The sequence below is a fragment of the Microbacterium sp. zg.Y909 genome (genome assembly GCF_024626565.1).
Window position 1 is genome coordinate 1 of record NZ_JANJFJ010000272.1, and the last position, 5,947, is coordinate 5,947.

General features: G+C 72.0%; 5 protein-coding genes and 1 pseudogene. 4 read left to right on the plus strand and 2 right to left on the minus strand.

From position 1 onward, the window contains the following. From NQ160_RS16830 to NQ160_RS16845, 4 genes are all read left to right on the plus strand, one after another. A partial coding sequence (locus NQ160_RS16830) for a class I SAM-dependent RNA methyltransferase (protein ID WP_374113670.1) occupies positions 1–885 on the plus strand: 885 nt, incomplete at its 5' end. A gap of 10 nt (positions 886–895) precedes the next feature. Next, a complete protein-coding gene (locus NQ160_RS16835) occupies positions 896–1,561 on the plus strand; it encodes a response regulator transcription factor (protein ID WP_257516313.1) in 666 nt (221 codons plus the stop codon). Next, a complete protein-coding gene (locus NQ160_RS16840; RefSeq protein ID WP_257516314.1) occupies positions 1,551–2,801 on the plus strand; it encodes a sensor histidine kinase in 1,251 nt (416 codons plus the stop codon). The genes NQ160_RS16835 and NQ160_RS16840 overlap by 11 nt, the downstream gene beginning before the upstream one ends. Continuing rightward, the gene (locus tag NQ160_RS16845; RefSeq protein WP_257516315.1) at positions 2,798–3,895 is read left to right on the plus strand and encodes a hypothetical protein; all 1,098 of its coding nucleotides are present in this window, start codon (positions 2,798–2,800) and stop codon (positions 3,893–3,895) included. Before NQ160_RS16840 ends, NQ160_RS16845 begins: the two co-directional genes overlap by 4 nt. 193 nt (positions 3,896–4,088) lie before the next feature. Here NQ160_RS16845 and NQ160_RS16850 read toward each other — a convergent pair whose 3' ends face one another. Both NQ160_RS16850 and NQ160_RS16855 read right to left on the minus strand, forming a co-directional pair. Next, on the minus strand, positions 4,089–4,319 hold the full coding sequence (locus NQ160_RS16850) for an acyl-CoA carboxylase epsilon subunit (protein WP_257516316.1): 231 nt from the start codon (positions 4,317–4,319) through the stop codon (positions 4,089–4,091). Continuing rightward, positions 4,316–5,903, minus strand: a pseudogene (locus tag NQ160_RS16855) (acyl-CoA carboxylase subunit beta). Before NQ160_RS16855 ends, NQ160_RS16850 begins: the two are co-directional and overlap by 4 nt. Positions 5,904–5,947: the final 44 nt, after the last annotated feature.

Consider the following 5,947-nt stretch of genomic DNA (forward strand, 5'->3'; position numbering starts at 1 on the left):
GCCGATGGCCGCGTCGGACCCTACGCGGCGCGCAGCCACCGCGTGGTGACGGTCGAAGACCACCCGCTCGCCGCCCCCGACCTCGCGCGTGTGGCCCTGGAGCTGAAGGGCGTGGCGCCGGGGCGGATCGACCTCGTGCTGCCCGCAGACGGGCGTGTGCGGGTGCTGCCCCGCCCCGAGCACCACCACCGTGCCGGTGGGCGCCGGCCCCGCGGCGCGACGCCGACGGGGAACAGGGCGACGGGGGCCAATCCGCTGCGCGAAGTGATCGTGGAAGAGGTCGCGGGGCGCCAGTTCCGCGTCGACGCCGGCGGGTTCTGGCAGGTGCACCGCTTCGCCGCCCGCGCGCTGACGCAGGTCGTCTCCGAGCATCTGAATGAGGCGCACCCCGAAGGGCTCGACCCCGAGGCGCTGCACCTGGACCTCTACGGCGGCGTGGGCCTGTTCGCCGCGGCGCTCGGGGACATCGGCGGACCCCGTACGCGCGTCATCAGCGTCGAGTCCGACTCCCGCGCGACCGAGCACGCCGGCGAGAACCTCTCCGAATGGGTCGGCGCCCGCGCCGAGACCGGCCGGGTCGACCGATGGGTCGCGCGGTGGGGCGCCGAGGCTTCGCCGCGTGAGCGGGATCGGCTGGCCCGCGGTGTCGTCGTCCTCGACCCGCCGCGCTCCGGCGCCGGGCGCGAGGTGGTGCAGGCGCTGGCAGCCCTCGCCCCGCAGACCATCGTCTACGTGGCGTGCGATCCCGTCGCGCTGGCGCGCGATGTCGCAACCTTCCGGGATGCCGGGTATGCGGCATCCCGCATCGACGGCCTCGACCTCTTTCCGCACTCGCATCACGTCGAGGCCGTGGCGACGCTCATCCGCGAAGAGCCGCGGCGGTAGCATGGCGACCATGATCCGGGTGGCCCTCATCGACGACCACGAGTCGGTGCGCCTCGGGCTCGAAGCGGCGTGCCTGCGCTCCGGCGCGCAGGACGTCGTCTTCTCGGGGAGCACCGTCACGGAGTACCTCGACTGGCGGCTGTACAGCCGCCAGTCGCCGGCGGATGTGGTCGTGCTCGACCTGACGCTGGGCGACGGCACCACGGTCACCGAGAACGTCACGCGCCTGGTGCGCGACGGCTCGAGCGTCATCATCCACAGCGTCGCGGACCGTGCGGCCACCGTGCGGGAGGCGCTCGCCGCGGGAGCTGCGGGGGTCATCAGCAAGGCCAGCCGCATCGACGAGGTCGTCGAGGCGATCGGCACCGTGGCCGACGGACAGCACCTGGACAACGTGGAGTGGGCCAGCGCCGTTGAGGGCGACCGGGCCTTCGCCGACGCCCAGCTGTCCGCCCGCGAGCGGGACGTGCTGAGGCTCTACGCTGCGGGTCTTCCGCTGAAGGTCGTCGCGGACCGCCTGGGGGTGGCGTACTCGACGGCCAAGGAGAACATCACGCGAGTGAGGTACAAGTACGTCGAGGTGGGTCGCCCTGCGCCCACCAAGGTGGACCTGGCCCGCCGCGCGATGGAAGACGGACTCCTGACCCGACCCACAGAGTCCCCCGGTGCAGTCTGAAGCCGGTCGCCGCGTGCTGGCCGACGCACACGGCACCTTTCCGCACACGGCCGACACGATCGCGGGGATGGCGACGTTCACCCGGGCGCGCGTCGAGCGCTTCACCGCGCTCGCGGTCGGCGCAGGCAGCATCGCCCTGGGCGTTCATTCACTCCTGACCGCACTCGGTTCCACGGCCGAACAGCCCGAGTGGCGCACTGCGCTCATGGTCTTGGTGTTCGTCCCCCTGGCGGCGATGATCATCGGCTGCCTCGTGGGGCGCCAGGTGCGCCTGACCGCGGGCGTCTTCGCCGTCGCCTACCCGCTGGCCCTGCTCGCGTGGCCGCTCGCGGTGGCGGGCACGCCGACTTCGCCCTCGGACGGACCGTGGATCTGGCTGCTGCTCAATGTGGCGACGGTCGCGGCCGTGCTGTCCTTCCCGCTGCCGCTGCAGCTGGTGTGGACGGTGATGGTGCCGGTCGAGTACGGCATCGTGCGATGGGCGCAGTTCGACTTCGCGCCGGATGCCGCTGCCCCCGTGGGACTCGACGTCATCTACGCCATCATCCTCGGCTCGGTGCTGCTGACGCTTGACCGCGTCTACCGTGCCGTCGCCACCGACGTCGACGAGGCGCGGGCAGAGGCGGTTGCCTCGTACGCCGCCGCCGCCGCCGCCGACGCTGCGGAACATGAGCGCATCGCCGTCGCCGCGCTCATGCACGACAGCGTGCTGGCCGCCCTCATCGCCGCGGAGCGGGCGGAGACGCCGCGTGAGCAGGCGCTGGCGGTGGCCATGGCGCGCGAGGCGCTCACCCGCCTGGCGAACACCGAGCAGGATGCCGGCGAGGGACCTGACGCGCCGGTCTCGGTCAATGAGCTGATCGAGCGACTGCAGCGCGCGGCGCAGGAGGTCGGTGTGGATCTGCTGGTGCAGCGCTCCCTCGCCGACGACGCTGTCACCGTGCCCGGTCGCGTCGGACGGGCGCTCGTGCTCGCCGCCACGCAGGCCGTCGCGAACGCCGTCGAGCACGCCGCCTCGGCCGGCCTCGCGGTGACGGTCGACGACGGCGCCGAGAGCGGCGGCATCCGCATCACCGTCCGCGACGCCGGTACGGGGTTCGACCTGGGGGCAGTCCCCGACGATAGGCTCGGCATCCGGGCGTCGATCTACGCCCGGGTCGCCGCGGTGGGGGGACGCGCACGCGTGTCACCCACCGGCGAGGGGACCAGCGTCGTCCTGGAATGGGAGCCGGCGTCATGAGATTGCGACCCCGGATCGTGCTGTCGGCGCTGGGCGTGGCGTTCACCGCCTACCTCGGCATCGGCTGGCAGTGGTGGGAGGGGGGCTTCGCCGACCACTGGGCCGCCACCGCCGGCGCCGTCGCGCTGTACCTGGCGACGTCGTGGCTGAGCATCTTCTGGGGTCAGCGCAGCGGAGAGGCGCTGCAACGCGGCCTCGTCGATGACACGGGCATGACCACCGGGGTGGGTGGGCCGACGCTCCTCCCCGCGTGGGTGGCCGGTCTTGCGCTCCTGACCGCCGCAATCGTTCCGAGCGTCGTGTGGGCCAGCGTCGATGAGGCCGGGCGCACCCAGCCCTACGCCACCTGGACCATCGGCGCGATCGGCGCGCTCATGGTGATCGTCGTGGTGCGGCGGCGTCCCGTCGTGGCCGCCACCGGCATCGCGCTGCTGACGCTTCAGGGCGCCGTCTGGATCGGGCTGCTGCCTGTGCTCTCGGTCGGGCTCGTCGGCTCGATCGTGTGGACGGCGATGGCGCAGCTGCTGATGTGGTCGACCGACCGGGCCTCGCGCGAGAGCACCCAGCTGACCCGCCTGCAGCGTGCGGCGTCGGAGTGGCTGGCGTCGCAGGCTGGTCGTCAGCGCGAGCGCCGCGTGCAGGTGCAGCGGGCGCTCGCCGTCGCCGGGCCCGTGCTCGCCCGCACCATCGCCGCGGGCGGCGACCTCGACACCCACGAGCGTGAGCTGGCCCGGTTGGCCGAAGGCCGGGTCCGTGACGAGCTGCGCGGTCGCCGGCTGCTCGATGACGACGTGCGGGGCGTGCTGGAAGCCGCGCGGCAGCGCGGTGCGAACGTCACGGTGCTCGACGAAGGGGGGCTGGACGGTCTCGGCGAGCGGGGACTGCGAGCGGTGCGCGCGGAACTGGCCGACGTGCTGCGCGACGCGCAGTCCGAGCGCATCTACATCCGGACGGCTCCGCATGAGACGGTCGCCGTCACCGTCGTCGGCCGCTCGCGCGAGGACGGCGAGGATACCGTGGACCTCTGGCGCGAAATCGCCCTGCCCGTGCCGGCCCCGGACGCCGAGAAGCGGTCCGCGGGGGCGGGAAGGTAGAGCGGCGAGGGGCGGCGAAGCCGCCCGCCCCTCGCCGTGTGCGGAGCGGTTACCCGAAAACCTCTCCGCGGGGCCGGGCCACGCGTTCGATGAAACGAAGCGATCCGGCGGACGCAGAATTGCGTTCAGCAGGATCAGTATCCGTCGCGGCGACCGAACCTGTCTGTAGGTACTTTGGGGGACACGTGCGCACTCATCGCAGGGCGCTGCGCCACCCGGACTGCCGATCCAGCGGTCGGCGCAGTCCGCGTGCGGCGCGTTCCCACCCGGGTCGCACCGGCGGGTCGTCGATGACGGCGTCGGCCGCCTCGCGGGCGTAGGCCTCGGTGACCACGGCGACCACCGCGGCGAGATCCTCCTCGCTGGGACTGCCGCGGCGCACGTCGACGCGGATGCGGGCCTCGTCGGGGTCGGGCGTGCTCACAGCGGGATGTTCCCGTGCTTCTTCGGCGGCAGGCTCGCGCGCTTGCCGCGCAGCGACCGCAGCGCCTTGGCCACCGAGACGCGGGTCTGAGCCGGCTCGATGACGCCGTCAAGCTCGCCGCGCTCGGCGGCGAGGAACGGGGAGGCGACGTTGTAGGTGTACTCCGATGCGAGGCGCGCACGCACCGCGGCGACGTCCTCGCCGGCCTCCTCGGCCCGCTTGATCTCGCCTCGGTACAGGATGTTCACCGCGCCCTGGCCGCCCATCACCGCGATCTCGGCCGTCGGCCAGGCGAGGTTGATGTCTGCGCCCAGCTGCTTGGAGCCCATCACGATGTACGCGCCGCCGTAGGCCTTGCGCAGGATCACGGTCACGAGAGGCACCGTGGCCTCTGCATAGGCGTACAGCAGCTTCGCCCCGCGGCGGATGACGCCCGTCCACTCCTGGTCGGTGCCGGGAAGGTAGCCGGGCACGTCCACGAGCGTCACGATCGGCACCGAGAACGCATCGCAGAACCGCACGAACCGACTCGCCTTCTCACCTGCCTCGATGTTGAGCGTCCCGGCCATCTGTGACGGCTGGTTGGCGATGATGCCCACCGTGCGGCCCTCCATCCGACCGAAGCCGATGACGATGTTCGGGGCGAACAGCGGCTGCACCTCGAGGAAGTCACCGCCGTCGACGAGGTGACCGATGACCTGGTGGATGTCGTACGGCTGGTTGGCGGAATCCGGGATGATCGCGTTCAGGGACCGGTCGGCATCCGTCGTCTCCCACTCGAACCCGTGCTCGTACGCGGGGAGCTCGGCCATGTTGTTGTCGGGGAGGAAGCCGATGAGGGTGCGCGCGTAGTCGAGGGCGTCGTCCTCGTCCTCGGCCAGGTAGTGGGCAACGCCCGAGCGGGTGTTGTGGGTGTGTGCTCCGCCCAGCTCCTCCATGCCGACGTCCTCGCCGGTGACGGTCTTGATGACGTCGGGGCCGGTGACGAACATCTGGCTGGTCTTGTCGACCATGATCACGAAGTCCGTGAGCGCGGGGGAGTACACCGCCGCCGGCGGCGGGACCCATGATGATCGAGATCTGCGGGATCACGCCGGAGGCGGCGGTGTTGAGGCGGAAGATCTCGCCGTACTTGCCGAGGGCCACCACGCCCTCCTGGATGCGGGCGCCGCCGGAGTCGAGCATGCCGATGATGGGCATGCCGCCGCGCAGGGCGAACTGCATCACCTTGATGATCTTGTCGCCGGCGACTTCGCCGAGGGAGCCGCCGAACGTCGAGAAGTCCTGGGCGTACACGGCGACGGTGCGGCCGTGGATGGTGCCCGTGCCGGTGACGACCGAGTCGCCGTAGGGGCGGGAGCGGTCCATCCCGAACGCCGTGGTGCGGTGGCGGACGTACTCGTCGAACTCGACGAAGGAGCCGGGGTCCACCAGCAGCTCGATGCGCTCACGGGCGGTGAGCTTGCCCTTCGCGTGCTGCTTGTCGCGCGCGGCGGCCTCGGCATCGAGGACCGCTTCCTGGTATCGGTCGCGCAGGTCGGCGATCTTGCCGGCGGTCGTGGAGAGGTCGGGCTGGTCCGTCACCGTTCCACCCTAGCGACAGCGCCCTCCCGGACGTTGGAGGGTGG